Below are 22,907 nucleotides of genomic sequence, written 5' to 3'. Positions count from 1 at the left end.
ACTATGAGCTTAAAATTCGAAACCCCGATTACTGAAGTCCCGCTGTTCCACCAGGGTAAAGTACGCGACATGTACGACCTGGGCGACAGCTTCCTGATGGTCGCTTCCGACCGTCTCTCCGCCTTTGACGTGGTCCTCCCCACCCCCATTCCGGGTAAGGGCAAGATCCTGAACCAGCTTTCTCTGTTCTGGTTCAAGCAGCTTGGCATGAAGAACCACCTGATCACCGCCGACGTGAACGAATATCCGGAAGTGCTGAAGAAGCACGCCGACTATCTCCGCGGCCGCTCCATGATCGTTAAGAAGGCTCACCGTCATTCCGTGGAATGCATCGTCCGCGGTTACATCGTGGGTTCCGGCTGGAAGGACTACCAGAAGACCGGTAAGATCTGCGGTCATGTCCTCCCCGAAAATCTGCAGCTCTGCCAGAAGCTCGAAAATCCGCTCTACACTCCCAGCACCAAGCCGGACGTAGGCCACGACGAAAACATCAGCTTCGAACAGACCTTCGACATCGTTGGCGAAAAGGTTGCAACCACCCTGCGTGACATGTCTCTCGACATCTACACCAAGGCTCGCGACTACGCCGCTTCCAAGGGCATCATCCTGGCTGACACAAAGTTCGAATTCGGCGAAATCGATGGCGAAACCATCCTCATCGACGAAGTTCTTACTCCGGACTCCAGCCGCTACTGGCCCGCAGACAAGTACCAGGTTGGCAAGAACCAGGAAAGCTTCGACAAGCAGTACATCCGTGACTGGCTCGAAACTCTGGACTGGGGCAAGTGCTATCCGGGTCCCGAAATTCCTGCCGACGTTGTGAAGAACACTCTCGACAAGTACATCGAGATCTTCGTTCGTCTCACTGGCAAGCAGCCGGAATTGTAATGATTGCACTGTTCTAAACGCGGGAGAACACCCTGCGCTAGAACCAGCCTTCATAAGAGTTCACAAGAAAGGCCTCGCGTTAAAGCGAGGCTTTTTCTTTTTTTGCAATTTAACGGACGGACAGGCGCCGCGGCATGGTAGCCGAATGGCGCAGTTACTTCTTCTTATTCAGGCGGAGAACACCCTGCTTGTTGTATTCAGGGGAATCCTTGGGGAACGGGATCTTGGTTTCCTGACGCAGCACATAGACTTCGCCATCTTCCAGGTCAATTTCGGAACCGGACTTGGCAGGAATGCCATCGCCGAACAAGGCGTCTGCGGCAAGAAGCAGCGCCTCCTGTGCGTTTTCCGTAGAGGTGGAAATGCAGAGGTCCGGCAGGGCAAAGCAGGCCAGGCCCAATGTGTAGAGAACGTCGTTGTTTTCAACGAAGTTGATCCACGGGTCCATGGGATATTCACCATCACCTACTTCCTCGCGGAAACCCTGTTCGCTCCAGGCGGCGCCGGATTGTTGCATGTAGACACCGGTTGCTCCAAGTCCGAACAACTTGAGAATGGCCATATTGACCTGAGCCACGTCTTCTACGGACTTTGCTTCGCCAAGGAGGAACAGCAGAGACTTGTGGGCATCAATTGCGGAAGCAGCTTCTGCGGAAATATCCTGATGCTCCTTGAAGATGTCCACCAGGCCGTCCACATGTTCCTTACGGATAACGTTGAAAGAAACTGTACAGCCAGGAATAATGGCGGTCTTTGCGTCTGCGGCAATGGAGACGTTTTCGTTTATCACGATGGGATCTGCTACGGTGCAGTTCATGGGAAATGCGAGAATAAACTGAGGCATACTTAACCTTTCTACTTGATTTTTAAAACTTCTGAAACAGCCTTATGAAGCAGGTCGTTTTTTGCAACCTGCGGCAGTTTCATGGATCCAGAACAACGAAGGAGGCTTCCGGCGGAAAGATCCTTTTCGTCGATGTTGTAGGCGAATCCTGCCCGTGCCAGGTTGCGTCCGAGAATTACCTGCTCGTACTGCCCCGGCGTGGGAACGAAAATGCAGGAGGCGCCAAGGACGGCCATATCCATCACGGTGCTGTAGCCGCCGCGGGAAACCACATGTTCTGCACCGCGAACCGCGGCGGAGAAGGCGGCATCCTGCAGGTGTGTGCAGAAGTCCACGTTGCCCTCGGTCCACGTCTTGATACCGGCTGCGGGACGGCCCTGGATAATGAGGTGCCTGCCGGGAATACCTGCGAAGGCCTCCGCCAGCTTTTTTTCAAAGCGGGAACGGGCAGGTTCCACTCCGGACACCACCGCCACGAACTTGTACTGCGGATTTTCCAGAGGGATACTTTCCAGCAACGTTCCGCCTTCGTTCTCGGAAGGTGCATTTTCAAATCGGGACAAGGCTCCTACGTAACGCACCGACCTAGGGCAGTATCTTACGTGGGACATGTTCCCCGCATATCCCGGTTCCTCGGGAATATCGGGAACCCAGACTTCATCAAAATGTCGCATAACGGAGGCATGCCACATCATTCCCACCGATTCAAGGGCACTTAAAGCCGGCGGGAAGGCTATTCGCCTCTGGTGAGTCATGTAGATAGACTTAGCCTTGCGAGAATAAAATCCAAAGCGGTTGTCGGAAAGGACAACGTCGTAATGATGACGTTCAACCATTTCCTCTACATAGCGATGCTCAAACCTTATAACCGAATTCAGGTGGGCGCCGTTCTTGGCAAGCCACAACCCCATATTGTAACCGTGCTTGGGATAGACAATATTGTAGGAAGGAGCCAACCTTTGACGGAGTTCTGGGAAAATGCCACGAAGCAGTTTAGCGTTGCTTTTAACAACAGCCAATTCCACTTCCGCCCCCTGCCTCAGGAATTCCCTGATAACGGGAATGCAACGAGTTGCATGCCCTAAGCCCCAGTCAAGCGGAGCTACCAGGACTTTCACTTAGCGGCCTCCAGCCAGGCATTTGCCCAGTCGCCGTGGTCGCAATCCATATTGTCGCCTTTTTCAACGCGAAGTTCCAAGGACTTCACATCTGTAACATCGACATCAAGGGATTGCTTCTGGGAAGAATACAGGCGCTTTGTGCGAACGAGAACATTACCATCGCCAACGATTACAAAATTTGCACCATCGCCGCAGGCACTTTCGTCATCAAGCCCCACTACAACGTGGAATTTTTCAAACTTCCTTGGCAAGGTATACTTGATTACAGAGTTTGCATGGGAACCAATGCCGTAACGGAAGTATTCACCATCCAGCATCAGCTGATGATGTTCCACAGACTCGTTGGTTTGAGGAGCGCCCCAGTCCTGGCTGTAGGAATCCATTTTCAATGCGGACAGAAGCTGGACACTTTCCGCATCAATGAAGAAATCCCTAATGATATTCAAGGTGTCGTTATCCGGCATCTCGCAACGGAATTCTGCACGATTCATGCCATTATGGATCTTGCTAGAATCCACCAGGACTGTATCTGCATCCTGGGACAAAAGGATTTCTTCCTGAAGTTCGCCATTCAAGGTATACACGCAGGAAATGGCCTCAGGGAAGCGACGGTTCAACACAAAATGATTGTCGGAAGAATCAGAAGCCGCAACATAGTCGGAAACCATGAAATTCTGGGCGTAGTTGGAAACTCCCTTCTTGGAAATCACCTTATAAATCGCCAAGGGATAGCCGAACAGCTTCGGTTCCAGAAGAACCCTTTCGTGCTTGTAATCCTGGAGGATTTCGTCAATCTGATCCGTGGTCTTGAAGCCAACCACACGGCTCTTGCGGTTCAATTCACCATAGCCGTCCTGGCCGCGAACCAGGTAAATATTGCCATCGGAAACTTGAAGCCACTTGGCAAAGTTTTCCGTATTCCAGCCCATAAAGGTGCGTTCACTAAAGGAACTATGGCCGGAAGCCAGCATCTGCCAGGGGCGGGCATAAATGAATATGGAATTTTCTGGATAGGATTCAAGGACATGATCCAGATAATCCTCTTCGCCCAACAGCTTGTTCTTGTAATAGAGCATGTTGTTTCGATAGCTGTTTCCATGATAAACCATCAAGCCCACAGACATAAGGCAGGCAAGAATCATCACAATATGGCCTGCGGCATCATGGCGCATCTTGGTTGCAAACTGCAAAGCGTCAAAAAGTCCCAGGGCCATAATCAAGGCAAACAAAGGCAAGGCAACCAGGACATAGCGCTGGTTAATGTCAATGGTAAACGTACCGGAGACATTGAACATGATGACAAAAATCTGGGCACAGAAGGCCAAGCCCAAAATCAAGCCACGAAGATATCTTCTCCATACAATCGCACGAACCAGGAGCCACACCGTTGCGACCATGGTAATGATGGTAAAGCTTGTATAGAAGGGATTTTCCATGATGCCACCGAAGGCAGGATTTTCCTTCAAGTTCAGCATTACCTCGATGTTGGTCTTCAGATTGAACCAAAGGTTCTCAAAGGAGTGCGCAGCATGTTCACCGCCCTGGAAATCGTAACCGCGGTAGGCTGCCATGGTATTTACAGAGGGCCAGCTAACAGCAATAACGGATGCAACAAACAACGGAAGGCGATGAGCCTTTTCCAGGAAATACCTGTAATAGAACAGGGCAAAGGGAATAAAGGCGAAAACGGTTTCCTGCCTGGTCTGGGCAAAGAAGCCAAGCAGAGGCACCGTCAGCAAGAAATGCTTCCAGGTCACCTTGCTTGTGGGCACAAAGGCGTACCACGCCATCAAGGCATTCAGCAAGAATATGTACAGAACTTCTGTAGATGCAGACCTTGCCTGCAACAGGTAAATGGGCATACCCCCAAGAAATGCTGTCGCCGCAATGGCGGCCCATTCATTCCTAAACCACTTGCGCAAGGCAAGGAAGAACAGCAATAGGCTCAGGACGTAGAAAGGATAGTTCACCAGTAGCGCCGTATCACGGTTGGGCTCCATGAAGTTGAACACCAGGGAATAAACAAATCCCAGGGCCTTTCCCTTGAAGTTGTTCACTTCTGTCTTGCAGTCCAGAACTCCGTCGTGCCAAATGCCTTCGTTACAGATACCACCGGTATGCTGGTAGTACATCTGAAGGCCCATGGATTCCCAGCTAGTTTCATCACTGAGCACGCGATGAGTATTGCTGATATTGGCAAACATGAACACAGAGAAAATCAGGATGACAACGGCCAGAATACAGCAGCCCTTTCCCGAAGGTTTCATGTCTTTCCAATTGCGGGAAATATAGGGAGCGTTTACAACAACACCCACGACCAGGAGTATAAACGTAGAGAGAATGGAATAATAACCCCAGTCAATATCCCAACGCCTTGCGTAAGGCACCGATAGGTTGTTGAAAATCAAGAAGGCAACCACAAGAACGGCCAAGGTCACAGCCAGAGCGATTCCGTGCTTACGTCCAAGATTCAATGAGGCAATCCAATTTTTCATAACATTCCAACTATGTTTAACTACAAAACAAACTTTGCAATAACCTCGGCAATGCCGCCATGGTTATTGTCATTCACAGTGATATAATCCGCACAGCCCTTGGCTACATCAGAAGCGTTCGCCATGGCAACTCCCACACCAGCCGCCTTGATCATGGGGCAATCATTTTCCTCGTCACCACAGGCAATAGTATCGGCCAGGGGAACCTTGTAGAAATCCGCCATGAACCGGACAGCATCTCCCTTGTTGGTCTTAAGGTCGGAAAACTCCAACATCTCGGGCTTGCTGAAAACATCGAACAGCTTGCCCTCGGTGGTCTTTCGCATTTCTGCCCTGAAGTCGAGCAGACTGGAATGATCCTTCGGTGTAATCACGTTCACCTTAATGGGATCCTCGGGACGAATGACCACGTTAATCGGCATGGTGGGAGCGCATGTCGCCGCCCCAGATGGTGTTGCGCTGAAATACTGACGGATGTCATCCACAATCTTGTAATCCATCTGCATAATGCAGCAGTAATTCTTAAGCTGTTCCGTCTCGTATTCAGAGATTACCAGGTCGCCAGCGTAAGTGTGGGCGTGCATCCCCCACTCGTGGGCCTTGTCCATAATGAACTTTACCTGGTCCACGGAAATACGGCGGGTCAGTATGGATTCCTCTGTGGCGCAATCATAAATCAGCCCACCGTTGAAACTGACAAGAAAAAATCCCGGTTTGTAGAAACCATATTTCTTGGCCAGCATCTTGGCGCTTGTCAAAGGCCTTCCTGTAGTAATGAGAAACTTGTTTCCAGCAGCAAGAAGGGCATCGATAGCAGCCATATCCTCAGGGAGAATACGCTTGTCATCGGTCAATAGAGTCCCGTCAAGGTCTGAAAAAAGAATCTTCATAAAAGGTACGACTAAAGATTATCCAGGAAGCTTTCCGCATCCATTTCATCTAGCTGTTTCTGCAAAGCATCAATGGATTCATCGGTAAGGGTCTTCTTATCCTGAACCACGGACGGTTCATTTTCGGAGGCACGTTCTGCCGCACGCTGGTCAGATTCCTGAACCATCTCCTTAATAACTTCCACAACCTCGGCCATGGCACCGTCCTTATTGACGACGGCATCAAGGGCTCGGCTCAGGCGCTTACGAAGATTGGCGAATTCATCACGGTCCAATTCAGAGACTACCCCGTGATAGAACATCAAGGGAGTCTTGCAGCGAGCACAGCAAAACACCATCATGTTAGACGGTTCCCCTTCGATCTGAACATCGAAAGAAGAATTGCAGTGGGGGCAATCGATTCGCAAACTACACATCGTCAAATTCCAGAATGCTCTTGCCCAGTTCACGTTCAAAAACGCGGCGGCTCAGGTTCTCGCCTGCATAGCTCAACTGGGGAGACACTTCGTACAGTTTGTTGGGATTTACTTCCACGTGGGCCTTACGGAGCCAATCCCTATGGAGGCGACCAATCATCTGGCGGGCAGTCTTGGGACTGTCGTTTCCGTCGGCATTCTTCACCGGGCTGAATTCTTCTTCACGAACAACACCGAAAGGCATCATGGAACCCAACTGTGGGAATGCATCGAAAAGGAACTGTTCAAACTTCCAGCACTTCTCGATACCGCAGACAGTCTTACGGGCGGTGTGCCACGGGAGTTTGCTGGTCTGCAACTTACGAAGGCCTTCGATCTTGAACAGATGAACTGCAATATTGCCGCCATCAAAAGTCAAGCTACCGTCGGCATTGGTCATGTCGCGGTATTCCTCGGGAAGGTCGCTGTATTCTACAACGCCAGGCTTGCGGTTCTGATAAGCGAAGATGCCTACCTTTTCCTGCGCGTTAGCCTTATGTACCACCTTGGATGCACTCATGCTCATGCCTTCGCTGGCAAGGGCGCCGACAAAGGCCGGGTCACAGATACGGCAGAGAGCGTTATCAACGCTGTACAAGAACACGTAGCGGACGCCACGTTCAATAAGCCATGCCAGAGTTCCACTCTGGGAAAGAGCCCTAAAGCAACCGCCGTTTCCATCGGGCACAAGAGCCAGATGGTCTTCGCCATCCAGCACAGCCTTTCCGTCCGGAGTCAAGGCGCAGATAGTACCCTGCTCAAAGAAACGGACATTCTGGCGGTCCATGCCAAAGTAGTTGTTTTCAATAAAGAAGTTGACCGTAGCCTCGTGATTGAGGGGGCTGGTCATAATACACCAGGGAATGGCGTGTCCGGCCTGGGCACCAAGATTCAGCAGTCGTTCCGCCTGAAGCTGGAACAGGCTCTTATGGCTGGGAAGGCCAATATCGAACATGCCCTTGGGGCCGTCAAAGCCAAGGCGGGAACCCTGACCACCGGCAACCAGGAACGCTGCAACCTGGCCCTTGCCTAAAAGGACCTCGCCTGTTTCCTTCCAGAAATCGTAACGCAAATCCTCGGTAGCAATCTTGAAAGGCATTGGCTTGAGATCGGAGCTCACATTGTCAGTCAAATTTGCACTGGATTTTTCTTCGTAAAGTGCACGAAGTTCTTCCCAGTCCTGACCTGCCACGTCACGTTCCAGACGGGTTCTGGCTTCACCACTGAGAGATTCCAGATGCTTAGCCAAATCCTGCTGGCCAAAGTTATTCAATATTTCAATTAAGTTTTCGTTTGCCATACCAGACTACCTAATACCGAAGAAAATCACCATGCTAACGATCAAGGCAAAGATGCTGATCAAGTGCATTCTCCAGACAATCTTGGAGTTCATCAAAGGCTTGCTAGCAAAACGACCTTCCCACTTCTTCTGGAAATGATGATGCAGCGGAGCGCAAAGGAAGATTCTACGGCCAGTTCCGGTAGCCTTCTTGGTAATCTTGAACCAAAGAATCTGGAACAGCACAGAGCAAGCTTCGGCAATGATGATAATGCAAACAATGGGAAGGAAGAGACCTGCCTGAACCAGGATGAACATGATACCGATTGCGGCACCGAAACCGACGGAACCGGCATCGCCCATGTAGATTTCTGCCGGAGGACTGTTAAACCAAAGATAGGCAAGCAGAGATCCTGCAATGGACATGGCCAGGGGGAACAATTCATCGCAACCAGGCAGATAAGGAACGCTAAGGTACTGGCTGAAGATAAAGTTTCCACTAACGTAGGCCACCAAGCCCACAAAAACCATACTTGTAAGGATAGGCACGGAAACAAGGCTGTCCAGGCCATCGGTAAAGTTGGTTCCGTTTGCAGAGGCCGCAATAACAAAAGTCATAAAGGCAACAAAGATCCAGTTCGGCAAGTGAAGCTGGAATACATCCACAGGAAAGAACGGAATAGTCAAGTCACCCTTCAGTTCCGGGATGAACTTATAGCAGAAAATGGCAACAAGCAAGCTAAACAGGAAATACAGGAAAAGACGGAGAGAACTGGAGATACCGTCGGCCTTGTCCATATAGTCGGCAGCCTTCAGCTTGCCGAGCTTAATAAGCCTCTTGGCGCGAACCTTGGCAATATCGTCAATGGCACCCACGGCAGAGAATGCAGCCAGGATTACCAGGGTGGAGATGGTATAGCCATTCATCTTGCAAACCAAAAGGGAAACAATTTCCACAACTACCACAAGAAGCAAACCGCCCATAATCGGAGGTGATTTGGACTTGCCATCCTTATCAAAATCGCTGGTAGCATCCAGGCTCTGGAGCTTACGGATATACACAGGCATGAAGGTCATGACCATGATGACGGATAGCATGGCGGCAACACCTGCACGGAACAGACGACCGTCAAAGAAATCAATGTTAGTTAAGTGAAAAAGCCACTGACAAAGCATAATTTACTAGGGTTAATGTTAAGTGAAAACTGTACCTATAAAATTTAAAAATATTACAACCTTCAGGTTTATTTTATATTGCGGTTATGGCAAGGATTTCCGTAAAATACGTACTGGCGAAAATAGTGCTACACGCCCTTTTGCGGTTTCCTGATTTTGCTCTTGGTTTCTTGTTTAAACTGGCCTACCCCATCTACAAGAAAACTCACGAAAAAAGAGCCTGGGGCCGGACACAAAGACACCTGAAAAAAGCCCAAGAATTTCTCGAGGAAACAAACCAGGAAAAAAATTGGACAGACGTTACACCAAGGGACGTCTTCCAGGGAATATTCTGGAACGCGCTTGATTCCTACCGCGGTTTAGCGAGATTTAAGCAAACCACGTCGAGACTCGTTTTCGAGAACGAAAATATCATTAAAGAGGCCCTTACCCATGGCCCCGTAGCAGCAATCAGCATTCACCAAGGTTCCTTTGAACTTTTGCATCGGAGCCTATGCCGCTACAGCAACAACGTTCACCTCGTTACCGATACCTTAGGCGAAGGGGCACTTCGTCTGCTCATTCAGGAACTGCGCAGTGACCCACATCTAACGGAATACAGCCCCGAAGATTCTCGCGCCTTGATTCGCAATTTGTTCAAGACCAATGGTATATTGGCCATGGTATTTGACCAAGGCAAGAACACCAAGGGGAACAAAGTCAAGCTCTTCGGGCAAGATTCCACGCTGTATCTAAGATTACCCGAGCTAGTGAACCAAATGGGAGCAGGCATCGTTACGTTCCGCACATTCACAAGAACTAGCGACAACGAGACTATTGGCAGCCAGAACCGCCGCGAAATCGTCATCCGATTCGAAAAATATTATCCGCCAGAATACGACAAGGCCCTCGTCGAACTCCATGCAAAAAACAGTTCCGACAAAAAAGAAAGCGACGCTCCCTTAGTAGAGAGCATCGCTAAAGAAGTTGAAACTTGGATCGCCGAGCATCCTGCCCAATGGAGCTGGAACTACCACGGCAATTTCAAGGTCTAGTTCACTTTCACGTTAAAGTAATCAATTTCCGGATGGCTGATGTACAGGCCGCTGACAGATGCCTGCGGGTACATGGCGCCGTTTTCCGTAAGGCTAATGCCAACGCTATCAAAGTCAATAAGCTTTGCTACGTTGAAGATTTCCTTGATGTTGGGCAATACCGGATAGCCCACTGCCGGGCGGATGCCCTTCCAGCTGTTGTTTGCAGCCAGCTGCTGGCTTAGGTATTCAGCTCCAGCTTCTGCAAGGCGGTCTGCCACGGTCTGCATCAAAAGAACGTCGTAATCGCTGCCGCCCTGTTCTGCCTTCAGCTTTTCGAGGCGTTTCACGAAGGCGTCGCTGACGGTAACGGCGAACGCTCCGACGACATCCGGGAACTTGGGGCTGGCGACGGACTCGCAGGCAAGTTTCGTATCGGCGGGTGCCACATAGTCGCAGAGGGCAAGGCAAGTGCCTTCGGGATTCTGCTGACGTGCGGTTGCTATTTCAACGATGTCGGCATCGGTACCGGTGCGGCCCGTATTAAACGTGATGCCGTCGACGGTGCCTGCAGCCGGGTAGAATGCCTGTACTGCACGGAGGGCGTATTCCGGTTTGTTCAAGTCGGCAAGAAGCGCAACCGCATCGGCCTTAAGCTTGATAGCTTCGTCGCAGTCAGCCTTCACCTTCCAAGTAAAGAAGAAGTATTCCCAGCTAATCAGCGGGATGACCTTGTCCAAAGAAATGGGCGGCAACTTACTTTCACCAAAGAAGGGCGGCTGCACCGGGCTATACTTGGACCAGTCGCACTTGAAGCGGCGTTCCACAGGAGTAGATTCTGCGGCAGCCATGGCGACCGCCTTTGCAGTAATCTTGCCGGATTGTTCGTCACGGATTCGCTGCTGTTCCTTGCGGTTTTCTTCGATGGTAGCGTCACGAGTGGCGGGATCCAAAAGCTTTGCGGCAAGGCCCGGGTTGGACGCAGCATCACGTACATGGAAAACGGGGCCATCGTAGCAAGGAGCAATCTTCACAGCCGTATGGGTCGGGCTTGTTGTTGCACCACCCACGATGATAGGAATGCGAAGGCCAGCCTTCTGCATTTCCTTGGCCACAGTGCACATTTCTTCCAGAGACGGAGTGATAAGTCCAGAGAGGCTCAAGATGTCGGCCTTATGTTCGATGGCAGCCTTCACGATCACATCTTCTGTTACCATAACGCCAAGGTCCACCATCTCGAAGCCGTTGCAGGCCATAATCACGGAAACGATGTTCTTGCCAATATCATGAACGTCACCCTTCACAGTGGCGATGACAATCTTGCCACGAGAACCTGCGGAACCGTTGGCACCATCGGCCGCCTTACCCGCTTCAATGTAGGGCTGCAAAATTTCCACGGCCTTCTTCATGGTACGTGCAGTTTTCACCACCTGGGGCAGGAACATTTCGCCGGCGCCAAAGCGGCGGCCCACTTCATTCATGCCATCCATGAGGGGGCCAGAAATAATGTTCACCGGGCTGTCACCGCGGTTGATCAATTCCATCAGATCCGGCTGAAGGGTTGTAGAAGTTCCCTTCAAGAGGGCTTCCTGCAAGCGCTGTTCCGGAGTAGTCTGAGCTGCAGCGGCATTCCCGGCAGCGGCGCCTGATTCGGCGGAGCCTGCGACATTTGCAGAACCGACACCCATGGCAAAGATTGCCTTAGGATCGTACTTGGCACCTGTTTCCTTTGCCTTTGCTGCAGCCTCGTTCATGCGGCTTGCAATTTCAATCAGTTCCTCGCTAGATTCCGGATGGGTGTTCAGCAACACTTCGGTAATGGCCATGCGAAGTTCCAGAGGAATGGTTTTGTAATCCACTGCAGCGGCAGGATTCATGATGGCCATGCCCATGCCGTTGGGAGTTGCCAAGTGGAGCATGGTAGAGTGCATAGCTTCGCGTAGGTAGTTATTTCCACGGAAGGCAAAACTCAGGTTGGAAAGACCGCCGGAAATGCGAACGCCAGGCAGGTTGTCAATAATCCAGCGGCAAGCGCGGATAAAGTCGTGGGCGTAGGCGTTGTGTTCCGCCATGCCTGTCGCCACCGTCAAGACGTTGGGGTCAAAAATAATGTCACTCGGATCGAAGCCGCACTGTTCCGTAATAATCTTGTAGGCGCGGGATGCTATGGCCACGCGGCGGTCGTAATTGGTGGCCTGCCCTTCTTCGTCAAAGAGCATCACGATAACGGCAGCGCCCAAACGCTTCACCGTCTTGGCATGTTCAATGAAGGCTTCCTCACCCATCTTCAAGGAGATGGAATTTACGATGCACTTGCCCTGAGCGCACTTCAAGCCTTCTTCAATAACTTCGAAGCGGGAGCTGTCCACCATGATGGGCACACGGCTAATTGCCGGGTCAGAAGCCAGCAAGTTCAAGAAGGTGCGCATTTCCTGCTTGGCATCCAGAAGGCCGTCGTCCATATTGACGTCAACCACCTGAGCTCCATCTTCCACCTGCTTGCGGGCAATGTCCAGAGCTTCGTCATAGTTCTTTTCGTTGATCAGTCGCAGGAACTTCTTGGAACCAGCCACGTTGCAACGTTCACCCACCTGCACGAAATCTTCAGCGTTGCAGTTGTCGGCGCCATTGCTGGGGCGCACCTGAGAAACCATCAGCGGTTCCAGGCCTGCCAAACGAAGCAGCGGAGAAGTTGCGAACGCAGGAGCGGGCTTGCGACGTTCATAGTCTGCAGGCAAGGCATCCAGCATCTTGCGCATGGCAGCAATGTGTTCCGGAGTAGTACCGCAGCAACCGCCTACCATGTTCACCAACTTTTCGTCAAGGTAGGGAGCCATCAGGCGAACCATATCCTCGGGCGTATCATCGTAACCGCCAAACTGGTTAGGCAAACCTGCATTAGGATGGCAGCTAATATAGCAAGGAGCAAGCTTACCCATACGGCGCAGGTAAGGCACCATACCGTCGGCGCCAAGACCGCAGTTGAGACCAATGCTCAAGGGCTTCACATGCATAACGCTGATGGCGAAGGCTTCCACCGTCTGACCAGAAAGGGTACGGCCAGAAGCATCGCTTACGGTCATGGAGAACATGACTTCCAGAGCGCGGGGCGTTTCACCGCGAGCAACTGCAGCAGCTTCCATAGCATCCTTAGCCTTCGTGTATGCGCTTGCTGCCGCCTTGGCGTTCAACGTATCAAAAATGGTTTCGATAAGGATTGCATCCACGCCTTCTTCAATCAACACCTGAATCTGTTCCAGGTAGGCGTCTTCCAGTTCGTCGAAAGTAATGCTACGGCTGGCAGGATCGTTCACATCCTCGCTCATGGAAAGCATCTTGCTGGTGGGGCCCACGTCGCCCAAAATGTACACCTTGCGGCCATACTTTTCCATGGCCTCGGCAGCAGCCTGCTTGGCAATCTTTACGGAAGCGCGGTTCATTTCCGCAATGCGATGCTCCTGGTGATATTCGTGCTGGCTTACCCTCTGGCTAGAGAATGTGTTGGTGGTAAGGCAATCTACACCAGCGTCCACATAGCGACGCTGGATATCCAGAATCACATCCGGGCGTTCAATGCTCAACATGTCATTGTTGGCACCCTTAATCCCATAAGTCTGGATAACAGATCCCATGCCGCCATCCAGCAGCAACATCTTATTCTCAAAAGCTTCGCGAAGTGTCATTTTCCAATGGCCTCTTAGTTTGTAGAAATTTCTTTCCACACAATCATTTTACAGGGGAAATTTAGAAAAAGGCAAACATTTGCGGAGGCTTTGCGATAATCACTTTTTATTATAGTTCGTTATAGACTGGTTCTATTCAAAATAAATTGCATATAAATCCCATAAAAGCCCATAAAGAACAACTCCACCGTTTTTTCACTCCACATATTCTTTAATTTTTGAGTATATTACTAAAAAAGGTGGAATGTATGGGTTGTTTTAAAAAAATGATTTTTGGGTGTGCTGTACTTTCTTTAATCGGCACCTCCTTTGCAGACATTGTTTATCAAGGCAAGCGTGTTCAGGCCTGGCCTAGCGAAGCCATTACGAAATTCGACAATACAAGGGGCTCCAAGCTGAAATTCGCCCCTTCCACAGCAGAAAAAAGTCATTACTCGGCGCCCAAGGGTAAAGTCTACGGGCTAACCCTCCTTGTAGATTTTTCCGACCAACCCGCCCCGGTAACCAAGGAAGAAATTTCCGACTGGCTGAACAAGGAAGGATTCAATCGTGACGGCTGTAACGGTTCTGTCCGCGATTACTATCTGGACGTATCCAATGGCCAGCTGGACTTGACCAACGAAGTCTTCGGTTGGTACCGCGCCAAGTATCCCAAGTCCTATTACGAAAATATGGACGGCTATTCCGGATCCGACGTCCTTGTAAAGGAAGTCTTCGAGTATTTTGACTCCCAGGTAGACTATTCCCGCTATGACAACGACAAGAATGGAATTACCGAAGCAATCAACATTCTGTACGCAGGTGCGGGTCTTGAATGGGGCAAGGGCTTGTGGCCTCACGCAGGTTGGTCCAACGAAAGGCGCGATGGAGTAGTTCTGCAAAAGCATCAAATGACAGACATGCCGGGCAAGTTCTCCATCTACGTTTTCATTCATGAAACTGGCCACATGATCTTTGGATGGCCGGACCTTTACTGGTACGGCGACTACTGCACCATGGGCAACCGTCCCAACGACTGGAACCCAGTTGCAATCAACGATTTCTACCGCGCAGACCAGGGATGGATTCCCTTCAAGGATATTTCAGCAGATGACGTGGGAAAAATTTCCACTGAAGCTGGAGAGCAATGTTTCCGCTTCAAGAATCCCAGCCGCCCAGACAAGGAAGGCTTGGTCTGGTCCTATGTGAAAAACGACGGCCGCAACAAGGTTCTTAAGGGTAGCGGCATCCTGATGCAGCATTATGACTTTTCCATCGAAGGAAATTCTGCAGCAAACAAGCTTGGGCTCCGCATTGTTCATGCTGATTCCAAGGGCAACAACAGCGATCCCGAAAATGACCAGTGGCCCTCTCCCGGTAGCAGAGCCGGAGCATTCTTTAACGCAACAAATTCCTACGACGCATTCTCGGACGCCCTCTACCCTGCAATTCGTTGGTACAGCGGATCTGCAACAGGGCTCAATTTCACTAACGTAAGCGTCAACGGGAACACCCTCAGCTTCTGCCTCGGCGGAGACTGTTCTATTGCAGCAGACCCAGGTAACACGCCCAGTGAACCGCCCACAATTACTGAAATTTCTTTAACAGCACAGATCCCCATCAGCGATAACTACGCCCCAGTTTCAGTTGATTTACAAGGAGCAAAGGTTGCTGAAATTCTCGGAATCAAGCAAAGTGAAATTCCAAGCAAGGCCAGTTTCTACGCAGTCGAGCCTGACGGTTCATTAAACAGCGAAACCACTGGTGAAGGCACCGGCCATTGGTTTGATTCCAAGGGAGCTGTCGCCACCTGGAATCCCAACGGAACAAGCATCGTTTTCTCCAACGTCGATCTAAATACCATGACAACAAAGGTCGGCCATATGCCCGGCAAGGTCAAGGCTGGAGACGAATTTACCGTAAAGCAGGCCATTGTCTACGGCAAGAATCAGGTAACGCTTTCCATTGTAATGACAATTGCAAGCGATTCCACTACAGCTCCTGAAGAACCCGTGGTCAATCCAGAAGAAAAAACAGACACAACAACTACAATTATTTCTCAGTTGAATGCAGACTTGTTTGATTCATCCAACAGAACCATCCAATATTTTGACATGAACGGCAACACTCTCAAATCTGCACCCAAGCAATCCGGTGTTTACCTCATGCGCATAATGAAAAACGGAAAGGCTCTGCACCAATCCGTCATTCGAATCAAGTAGTTAAAAAACTCCGAAAAAATTGAACGCCGCAGCAATGCGGCGTTTTTTTAATAGGTCAGGCCAAACCCATAAGGGAACAGGCCCTTCTTCCCATCACCGTCGTTAATGGGAATCTGCTTAGCATCCTTTGGCCAAGTGTGAGGTAACTTACCCGTAGGCTTTACATCACCAAAGAGTACGTCAGCAACGCCTTCGCCTTCGCTACCCGGAAGCCATGCAGCAACAAAACCATCTACGGCATTGATAATATTCGTAATCGGCAAAGGACGACCAGAAACTAAAACCAGAACCACTTTCTTGCCAGCGGCTTTCCAAGTATTTATCTGTTTCAAGTTTTCATCGGTACTTTCAAAATGGGTTGTATGAGATTTTTCCGTAGTAAACAGCTTGTTATTAAAATCCTTTTCTCGGAAATCACCGAACCATTCCGCATAGGGCGTTTCGCCTATGACGTAGACGACGGTATTTGCACTGTCTGCATTTTCAGTACGTGCTCCGGGAGCCACCTGATCGAAGCCTCCGACAATAGAAGTTGCGCCAGGAACATCACCTCGTGTACCCTGCCAGCCTAACGTCCATGCGCCACACTGAAGGCCCGTATGATCTGCATGAGACCCAGTGACAAAAACAGGAGAAGTCTTTGCCAAAGGCAGAACTCCTTCGTTCTTCAGCAATACCAAGCTTTTCTGCACGGCTTCACGGGCAATGGCACGGTGTTCTTTACTACCGATATTTTCTGTCTTGCCAACATACTGAGCAGGCCCCATGGGATTGTCCAAACGGCCGGCGCGAATCTTCACACGCAGAATTCTGCGGACCGCATCCTTCACGCGATTTTCAGGAACCTTCCCTTCGGCAACAAGTTTCTTCAGCGAACTCATGAAAGCTTCTGCGGAGGACGGTACCATGGCCATGTCAAGGCCAGCATTAATGGAACGACGAATAGCTTCTTCGCTAGAGACATTGGTTTTCTTGCCTGAGTAGTCGCCAGCATTGCCTGGAGTAGTAGAATGTTCAATGCCTTCCCAGTCCGCAATGACAAAACCGTCAAAGCCCAATTCAGTCTTGAGCCAGCCTGTCAAACGCAAAGAATCCACATGCTGATGCTTGCCGCGGATAGTGTTAAAGCTGGCCATCACACTCTGGGCCCCCTGCTCCACGGCGGCAACGTAAGGCGGCAAAAGTAATTTACGAATCTGAGCATCGGACATTTTTACATCGCCACGGTCCCACCCCTTATTGGTAGCGCCATCGCCTAGATAATGCTTGATGGTTCCCGTCACTCGCCATTCCGCATCAAAGTGATCGCCCTGCATACCTCGAAGGAATGCCGAGCCCAAATCCACAGCAAGTTCCGGCTTTTCGCCAAAGCCTTCGTAGGTTCGACCCCAACGTTCATCCTGAGGAACGCTTAAAGCGGGAGCAAAATTGTAGTCAATGTTAGCAGCCCACATTTCTTCAGCCACCACCTGGCCAATACGACGAACAAGGGCAGTGTCTCGCGTTGCCCCTAGTCCGATATTGTGGGGAAAAACCGTAGCATTCACCACATCGGCAACGCCGTGAACATTATCCTTTCCATAGCTTACTGGAATTTTCTGAGCCCAGGCATTTTGGTAAAAATCCTTTGCGTAACGGCCACCGCCCTGCAATGCAGATCCGCAAATACCACCCCCGCAATCCACGTTGGGAACCATGGCCTGAGTCATCTGGGCCACCAAATCATCAATAGTCATGCCTGCCATCAGGGAGTCAATTCTATCTTCAATGGGATCCCGTTTCAAGATGATCTTTGCGACGCCTCCTGCACCACTTGCAGCCTTCATAGAATCCAGGCCTGCAACTGTCAATGTTTCAGGCAAGAATCCGGTCTTTTTAACAACCAACACTTGGGTATCAGCCATTTTTGTTTTCAGGTTAAAGGATCCCTTGACGTTGGAAAGTCCGCGTGCATCGGGCAGCAAGTTGGGCAAGGTCTTTACGGAAACAACGGCGTCCTTGACAGGGGCGCCCTGTGCATCCACCACATTGCCAGAAACAGAAGCCGAGGGGACAGCGGAAAAACCAGGAACAGCCAAGGCAAACATAGTAGCCACAGCCGCAGAAATAAACTTACGATTCTTTTTCATACCCTTAAAATCTATATAAAAAGAATCCCGAGAAACCTCGATTTCTCAGGATTCAAGTACACAGCAGAAACCAGCGAACAGCGCTTGTTCGCAAGCGGATTCTATTTCTTGATAGCAGCCAAGAAATCCTTCAAGCGCACATCCTTGGGATGGTCAAAAATTTCCTCGGGAGTACCCTGTTCCTTAATGACGCCATCGGCAAAGAACAGCACGCGGTTTGCCACCTCGCGGGCAAAGCCCATTTCGTGGGTCACCACCAGCATGGTCATGCCAGACTGAGCCAAGTCCTTCATGATCTTCAGGACTTCGCCCACCATTTCAGGGTCCAAGGCGCTAGTAGGTTCATCAAACAGGATTGCCTCGGGATTCATGGCGGCGGCGCGGGCAATGGCCACACGCTGCTGCTGACCACCCGAAAGCTGGGCCGGATAATGGTCGGCGCGATCTGCAAGGCCCACACGCTTCAGCAATTCCATGGCCTGTTTTTCGCCTTCAGCCTTGTTCATGCGGCCAAGCTTTACCGGCGCAAACATCACGTTCTTCAACGCAGTCATGTTCTTGAACAAATTGAACTGCTGGAACACCATTCCCACGCGGGCACGAATTGTGGGCTTGGAAACATTCTTATCCAGAATGCTCTTGCCATCCAGCAAAATGTCACCGCTGGTAGGCTTTTCCAAAAGATTCAGCATGCGAAGAAACGTGGACTTGCCGCAACCCGAAGGTCCGATAATGGCAACCACGTCACCCTTGTGGAACTCCGCGTCAATGTTCTTCAAAATCTGCTTGTCGCCGTAGGACTTGCAAAGGTTCTTTACCTCAATCATTACTTCTTTTGCCATAACCGTTTCCTCCTAGCGCTCGTTCTTCTTCAAACGTTTTTCAAGGCGAGCCACGCAAGTGGAAAGCCCTGCCACAATAATAAAGTAGACAATAGCCACAGAAATCAACGGGAACATGGCCTCGTAAGTCAAGCTTCGTATAATGTCGCCACCGCGGGTCAAATCAGTCAAGCCGATGTAGCCGCAAATGGACGTTTCCTTGATGAGGGAAATAAACTCGTTTGTCAATGCCGGCAAGGAATTCTTGAATGCCTGGGGGTAAACCACATGGAGCATCACCGTCCTGAACTTCAGGCCAAGACTGCGACCCGCTTCAATCTGCCCCGGATCCACAGCCTTAATGCCACCGCGAATAATTTCAGAAACGTAGGCGCCGGAGTTAATACCGAAAGCGATGATTGCCACCAGCAACTTGTTGATGTTCACAGAAGAGAAAACGATGTAATAGATGATCAACAGCTGGACCATCATCGGAGTTCCGCGGATTACCGCCAGGTAAGCCTTGCAAACCCAGTTGGCAATCTTGTACTTTCCGTTGAACTCATGATTCACGCGGACCATGGCCACCAAAAAGCCGATGACAATGCCCAGCAATGCAGCGCAAAGCGCAATAATTATGGTATTACGAAGACCTTCGGCAATGTACTTCCAACGGTTATCCTTAATGAAATTCTTCTGGAACTTTTCCACGAAGGTTTCTTCGGAATCTTCCTTCATGCCCGTACGGACCAAAATCACCACGCGGTTATCCACCAGCTTGTCGGTGAAGTTGATGGACTTCTTGCGCTCTTCCGTAACGGTAAAGCCAGAAAGGCCAAGGTCTGCCTTGCCGGAGCTTACGGCGTTAATCACAGCGTCAAATTCAATATCCTGGATTTCCAGCACGCGGCCCATCTTATCGGCCAGGTAGTAAGCCAGTTCGATTTCCAAGCCAACGATGAATTCACCTTCATGATATTCGTAAGGCGGGAACTGAGCGTTGGTGGCCAGAACAAGCTTCGGGCCTTCCTTCACCTTCTGGGCGTAGTGGTAAGAACCGGTGCCGTTGATGTAAGTGTTCATCAAGGAATCAAAGATTCCGTTTTCATGCATTTCCTTCAGCACCAAGTTGAAGGTATCCAGCAGACCTTCGTTACCCTTGGCGATGACGCCAGCGTAAGTTTCTTCCACGAAAGCTTCGTCCAGAACGCGGAGGGTGGGATTCTGCTTCACGAAGTAAATAGCCGGCTGGTCATCCAGAAGCACGGCGTCAATCTTGCCCTGCTTCAGAGCCTGAACCGCATCCGCGAGCTTCGTATAGCGTTCCACATCGATCTTTGCGGTATCGCCACCATATTCAGAGGCGTAAATATCGGCGGTATTGCCAATCTGCACACCCACCTTTTTATGACCAAGATCGCTAACAGTAAAAACCTTGTTGTCTAGTTCGCTAGGTTTAATATCGCTGCGAACCATGATTACAACCTTGTTATCCACCAGCTTGTCGGTGAAGTTGATGGACTTCTTGCGTTCTTCGGTAACGGTAAAGCCAGAAAGGCCAAGGTCTGCCTTGCCGGAGCTTACGGCGTTAATCACAGCGTCAAATTCAATATCCTGGATTTCCAGCACGCGGCCCATCTTATCGGCCAGGTAGTAAGCCAGTTCGATTTCCAAGCCAACGATGAATTCACCTTCATGATATTCGTAAGGCGGGAACTGAGCGTTGGTTGCCAGCACCAGATGAGGCCCTTCCTTCACCTTCTGGGCATAATGGTAAGAGCCGGTACCGTTGATGTAAGTGTTCATCAAGGAATCAAAAATTCCATTCTCGTGCATTTCCTTCAGCACCAGGTTGAAGGTATCCAAGAGGCCTTCGTTACCCTTGGCAATGACACCTGCATAAGTCTCTTCCACGAAAGCTTCGTCCAAAACCCGCAGCGTAGGATTTTGCTTCACGAAGTAAATTGCCGGCTGGTCATCCAGAAGCACTGCGTCAATCTTTCCCTGCTTCAGAGCCTGAACGGCATCAGCCAACTTGGTGTAGCGTTCCACGTCAATCTTTGCGGTATCGCCACCATATTCAGAGGCATAAATGTCGGCGGTGTTGCCAATCTGCACACCCACCTTCTTGTGGCCCAGGTCAGAAACCTTGAACACGCGATTGACCAAAGCGTCGTCACCACCTGCAGAGCAACCCACAAAGACCATAGCGGAAAGAGCCAAAGCAGCAGTCACAACCATCTTAAAAACATTACGAACCATGCGACCATTCCTATTGAAAAACATGTTGTGAAATATAGGTATATCCAGAAGGCTCCTTATACTGAGCCACTGTTTTTTGCTAAATTTGCGCCGTTATTTCGGATGAGGTTTTTATGGCTGCAGAACTTAACGAAGAAGAACGCTTCCAGATGGAATGGATAATGAACCACCATATGGAAGACAAGGACAAGGCTCGCCAGCAGGCCGAAGAAGCTGAGGCTGCAGCCCGCCCCCAGACTCGTGGTCCTCGTGGCAGAAAAATGGGCCGTAGCCCCTCCAGTTGGGAACTTCCTGTACCCGAAGACGAAATTGACCTTCACGGATACACCTCCGAAGAGGCTGCAGCAGCCGTTGAACGCCGTATTGACGACCTGATGATTGCAGGTTTAAGCGTTTTACGCGTGATTCATGGTGGCGGGAACCCGGAATACGGCAACGTAAAGCACATTATCGACCGCAAGGCCCGTACCGAATGGAGCAACCGCATCGTTTTATACAAGGTTGAGCCCGATAACGCAGGTTCCAGCATCATGAAACTGGGAAAACCGGCCCCTAAGCTCAATTCCAAGGGTAAAATTAAGGCTAAAAAGTAATTTTTTTACCCTTACCCCTTTAAAAAGTCAATTATACTATCTATATTTGGTCTCACAAAACGGAATATAGCTCAGTCTGGTAGAGCGCTTGCTTCGGGAGCAAGAGGTCGTGAGTTCGAATCTCGCTATTCCGATAAACAAGAAACCCCTGCTAATGCAGGGGTTTCTTGTTTATTAGCATAATGATCTGGACTCACGACCGTAGGTCGTGAGGTCGACAGCGACTGAGCCGAGCGCAGCGCCGGGGAGCTCGCTCACCGGCATTGCCGAGGCGATGAAGCTGGTGTCCGTAGGACACAATCTCGTGCAAGGTGAGCGTCGCAAAAACGAACTTGTTCGTTTTTATGACCGAGGTGAAGCGTCAGAGGCTACGAAGTAGCCTCATCTCGCGCAAGTTCTCCGTAGGACACAATCTCATCTCGCTCCGTCCCTACTTCACACACCTAACGGAAAAGCCAAAGGTCTTGGGTTTGCTCATATATCCAAAGCCCATATTCTTGCTGGTCAAGTACCAAACCCGAGCATCCCCTACGGAAATACCCTCTGACTTGTCGTCAGCACTCCAGAAGAAGGCAAACTTCATCATGTTTCCATAAGTTTCGTCATCAAAACGATTACCTGCAGGCATGGCACTAAACTTCAGCGTATCGTTACCGTTAGTGTTGCCGTTCCAACCATAATCCGTCTTCAACAGGTAGCCCGCATTAAAGTCAGCTCCAGCAGCGGTCCATAAGCTCTCAAAATCTTCGTGAGTAGGCAGACGGAACCCACTAGGACAGGCTGCCTTCGCGGCCTCCCAGGTGTACAGACGTCCATAGGCCATGCACTGGTCATCGTCGTCCTTATAGCAGAAGCTTCCTTCCGACTTAAAATTCAGATTGTCCGCAAACCATTCACGGCCATCCACATGAATAGTGCGATAAACCTGCTTATCGCGCTTATCCTTGAAATCTGCAGCAAACAGCGCAGGCACAACAAAAAAAAGCAGCGATATCTTAGACATATTCATCATAGCGTTTATCTTTATTTTATTATTTGCAAAAAAATAAAAAAAGGA

At 50.2% G+C, this 22,907-nt stretch carries 16 protein-coding genes and 1 tRNA gene; 5 read left to right on the top strand and 12 right to left on the bottom strand.

Annotation, left to right across the window (positions count from 1 at the left end):
- Positions 1-3 precede the first annotated feature (3 nt).
- Complete coding sequence (locus MJZ26_10195; protein ID MCQ2106149.1) at positions 4-888, top strand: phosphoribosylaminoimidazolesuccinocarboxamide synthase; 885 nt, start codon at positions 4-6, stop codon at positions 886-888.
- A 154-nt stretch (positions 889-1,042) separates the two neighbouring features.
- Here the strand turns inward: MJZ26_10195 and MJZ26_10190 are convergent, their stop codons facing one another.
- The 7 genes from MJZ26_10190 to MJZ26_10160 are packed head-to-tail and all read right to left on the bottom strand — an operon-like array spanning position 1,043 to position 9,148.
- Positions 1,043-1,732: a hypothetical protein gene (locus MJZ26_10190; GenBank protein ID MCQ2106148.1), complete on the bottom strand. Its 690-nt coding sequence runs from the start codon at positions 1,730-1,732 to the stop codon at positions 1,043-1,045.
- Positions 1,733-1,743: 11 nt separating this feature from the next.
- Complete coding sequence (locus MJZ26_10185; GenBank protein MCQ2106147.1) at positions 1,744-2,850, bottom strand: glycosyl transferase family 28; 1,107 nt, start codon at positions 2,848-2,850, stop codon at positions 1,744-1,746.
- Complete coding sequence (locus MJZ26_10180; protein ID MCQ2106146.1) at positions 2,847-5,348, bottom strand: NPCBM/NEW2 domain-containing protein; 2,502 nt, start codon at positions 5,346-5,348, stop codon at positions 2,847-2,849. Before MJZ26_10180 ends, MJZ26_10185 begins: the two co-directional genes overlap by 4 nt.
- A gap of 20 nt (positions 5,349-5,368) precedes the next feature.
- A complete protein-coding gene (locus MJZ26_10175; GenBank protein ID MCQ2106145.1) occupies positions 5,369-6,238 on the bottom strand; it encodes a Cof-type HAD-IIB family hydrolase in 870 nt (289 codons plus the stop codon).
- 11 nt (positions 6,239-6,249) lie between these two features.
- Positions 6,250-6,654: a hypothetical protein gene (locus MJZ26_10170; protein ID MCQ2106144.1), complete on the bottom strand. Its 405-nt coding sequence runs from the start codon at positions 6,652-6,654 to the stop codon at positions 6,250-6,252.
- Positions 6,647-7,993, bottom strand: a complete 1,347-nt coding sequence (locus MJZ26_10165) for a UDPGP type 1 family protein (protein ID MCQ2106143.1) — start codon at positions 7,991-7,993, stop codon at positions 6,647-6,649. Before MJZ26_10165 ends, MJZ26_10170 begins: the two co-directional genes overlap by 8 nt.
- Positions 7,994-7,999: 6 nt before the next feature.
- Positions 8,000-9,148 carry a phospho-N-acetylmuramoyl-pentapeptide-transferase gene (locus tag MJZ26_10160; GenBank protein ID MCQ2106142.1) on the bottom strand — a complete coding sequence of 383 codons (1,149 nt, stop codon included), beginning with the start codon at positions 9,146-9,148 and terminating at the stop codon, positions 8,000-8,002.
- An 86-nt stretch (positions 9,149-9,234) separates the two neighbouring features.
- On the opposite strand from MJZ26_10160, the gene MJZ26_10155 reads away from it, so the two are divergent.
- A complete protein-coding gene (locus MJZ26_10155) occupies positions 9,235-10,182 on the top strand; it encodes a lauroyl acyltransferase (GenBank protein MCQ2106141.1) in 948 nt (315 codons plus the stop codon).
- Here the strand turns inward: MJZ26_10155 and MJZ26_10150 are convergent.
- Positions 10,179-13,844 carry a homocysteine S-methyltransferase family protein gene (locus tag MJZ26_10150; GenBank protein MCQ2106140.1) on the bottom strand — a complete coding sequence of 1,222 codons (3,666 nt, stop codon included), beginning with the start codon at positions 13,842-13,844 and terminating at the stop codon, positions 10,179-10,181. The two genes, MJZ26_10155 and MJZ26_10150, sit on opposite strands and share 4 nt — an antisense overlap.
- A 248-nt stretch (positions 13,845-14,092) precedes the next feature.
- On the opposite strand from MJZ26_10150, the gene MJZ26_10145 reads away from it, so the two are divergent.
- Entirely contained in the window at positions 14,093-16,045 is a 1,953-nt protein-coding gene (locus MJZ26_10145; protein MCQ2106139.1) for a M6 family metalloprotease domain-containing protein, read from the top strand.
- Between the two features lie 47 nt (positions 16,046-16,092).
- Here MJZ26_10145 and MJZ26_10140 read toward each other — a convergent pair whose 3' ends face one another.
- The 3 genes from MJZ26_10140 to MJZ26_10130 form a co-directional block, all read right to left on the bottom strand.
- A complete protein-coding gene (locus tag MJZ26_10140) occupies positions 16,093-18,174 on the bottom strand; it encodes a glycoside hydrolase family 3 C-terminal domain-containing protein (GenBank protein MCQ2106138.1) in 2,082 nt (693 codons plus the stop codon).
- A 101-nt stretch (positions 18,175-18,275) separates the two neighbouring features.
- Positions 18,276-19,016: an amino acid ABC transporter ATP-binding protein gene (locus MJZ26_10135; GenBank protein MCQ2106137.1), complete on the bottom strand. Its 741-nt coding sequence runs from the start codon at positions 19,014-19,016 to the stop codon at positions 18,276-18,278.
- A gap of 12 nt (positions 19,017-19,028) precedes the next feature.
- On the bottom strand, positions 19,029-21,257 hold the full coding sequence (locus tag MJZ26_10130) for an ABC transporter permease subunit (protein MCQ2106136.1): 2,229 nt from the start codon (positions 21,255-21,257) through the stop codon (positions 19,029-19,031).
- Positions 21,258-21,370: 113 nt separating this feature from the next.
- Between MJZ26_10130 and MJZ26_10125 the strand changes: the two genes are divergently transcribed.
- Together MJZ26_10125 and MJZ26_10120 are read left to right on the top strand one after the other, a co-directional pair.
- On the top strand, positions 21,371-21,850 hold the full coding sequence (locus tag MJZ26_10125) for a Smr/MutS family protein (protein ID MCQ2106135.1): 480 nt from the start codon (positions 21,371-21,373) through the stop codon (positions 21,848-21,850).
- A 60-nt stretch (positions 21,851-21,910) separates the two neighbouring features.
- Positions 21,911-21,984, top strand: a tRNA-Pro gene (locus MJZ26_10120).
- Positions 21,985-22,280: 296 nt separating this feature from the next.
- Here the strand turns inward: MJZ26_10120 and MJZ26_10115 are convergent.
- Positions 22,281-22,853 carry a fibrobacter succinogenes major paralogous domain-containing protein gene (locus MJZ26_10115; protein ID MCQ2106134.1) on the bottom strand — a complete coding sequence of 191 codons (573 nt, stop codon included), beginning with the start codon at positions 22,851-22,853 and terminating at the stop codon, positions 22,281-22,283.
- Positions 22,854-22,907 lie beyond the last annotated feature (54 nt).

It is taken from the genome of Fibrobacter sp., assembly GCA_024398965.1.
Taxonomy (GTDB): Bacteria; Fibrobacterota; Fibrobacteria; order Fibrobacterales; family Fibrobacteraceae; genus Fibrobacter.
Note: the sequence above shows the minus strand (reverse complement) of the source record. Positions and strands in the feature narration are given on the sequence as shown.